Below are 859 nucleotides of genomic sequence, written 5' to 3'. Positions count from 1 at the left end.
AACCATTATTGAAATAGAAGGAGAAAGTTATCGAAAAAAACAGAGCTTAAAAAAATAATCAAAATTTTTTAACTAAAACCGGCCAAGGTAATTGTCGTCACCCGGACAGGATAGTTGACGCCGGACAATTGCAAGCGTTTACCAGCGCGTTCATCGAAAGGGGGTATTGTTCGGGCGTGGTGATTGCTTTTTCGATTAAGCAACCTATCACCCGAGTTTCGTAAAGATTGAGATTCATATTCATGGCATCCATTAGAAATCATATTGTTGGCGTCGCAGGTTAAGGCGGCCTATCGCCGCAACCAGATTTTAATCGAAATGGTACTGTCGAAAGTTTGAGCAAATGCAGATAATGCCTATTCTACAGGCAAAGTTATTCAGCTAAGAAATTTTGACAAACTCAGCTCGTATGGTTGATCTTTTTATATTGCTTAACCTGCAAAAGTCCGCTCCACACTAACGACAGCAGCATAATTACTGAACCTATCAGAAAGGTCACTTTGGCTAGAATATGGTCATATTGCAAAAGACCAGATTCGGTCAAAAGGTATTGCCAGTCGTGAAAACCATAGGGCGCAGAATGACCAAAGTTCCCTCCCAAGAGCGGCAACTGCCCGGCTCGTGCATCATTCATATAGGCTATGTCATCGTTAACTATGGAATTTTTTATTTCTTTTTCATAAAATAAGCCATGTAGGTTTTCAATTGGAGATCATCATGAAAAACGCCGAGTTTTTTCAATTAATTACTGCAATCCGTGAATTAGATCATCACCAGCGCAAACTGCTGAACGCTGCCTTAAATCAACTATCCGACGAACCCAAAGTCCTCGAATTGATTGAGTCCTGCTTTGATGCTA

General features: G+C 40.6%; 2 protein-coding genes. Both read right to left on the bottom strand.

Going from position 1 to position 859, the window contains the following annotated elements; translation table 11 throughout:
• Window positions 1-97: 97 nt before the first annotated feature.
• On the bottom strand, window positions 98-238 hold the full coding sequence (locus RW114_RS21130) for a DUF480 domain-containing protein (RefSeq protein WP_422614857.1): 141 nt from the start codon (window positions 236-238) through the stop codon (window positions 98-100).
• Window positions 239-400: 162 nt separating this feature from the next.
• Window positions 401-634: a hypothetical protein gene (locus RW114_RS20780; RefSeq protein ID WP_340124629.1), complete on the bottom strand. Its 234-nt coding sequence runs from the start codon at window positions 632-634 to the stop codon at window positions 401-403.
• Window positions 635-859 lie beyond the last annotated feature (225 nt).

The organism is Methylobacter svalbardensis (assembly GCF_037671525.1).
In the GTDB taxonomy this organism is placed as follows: Bacteria; Pseudomonadota; Gammaproteobacteria; order Methylococcales; family Methylomonadaceae; genus Methylobacter_A; species Methylobacter_A svalbardensis.
This window is presented reverse-complemented; position numbering and strand designations above follow the sequence as displayed.

Coding starts and splice junctions, on each gene's coding strand:
- RW114_RS21130 (WP_422614857.1), bottom strand. CDS start 238: ATGAATCTCAATCTTTACGAAACTCGGGTGATAGGTTGCTTAATCGAA.
- RW114_RS20780 (WP_340124629.1), bottom strand. CDS start 634: ATGAATGATGCACGAGCCGGGCAGTTGCCGCTCTTGGGAGGGAACTTT.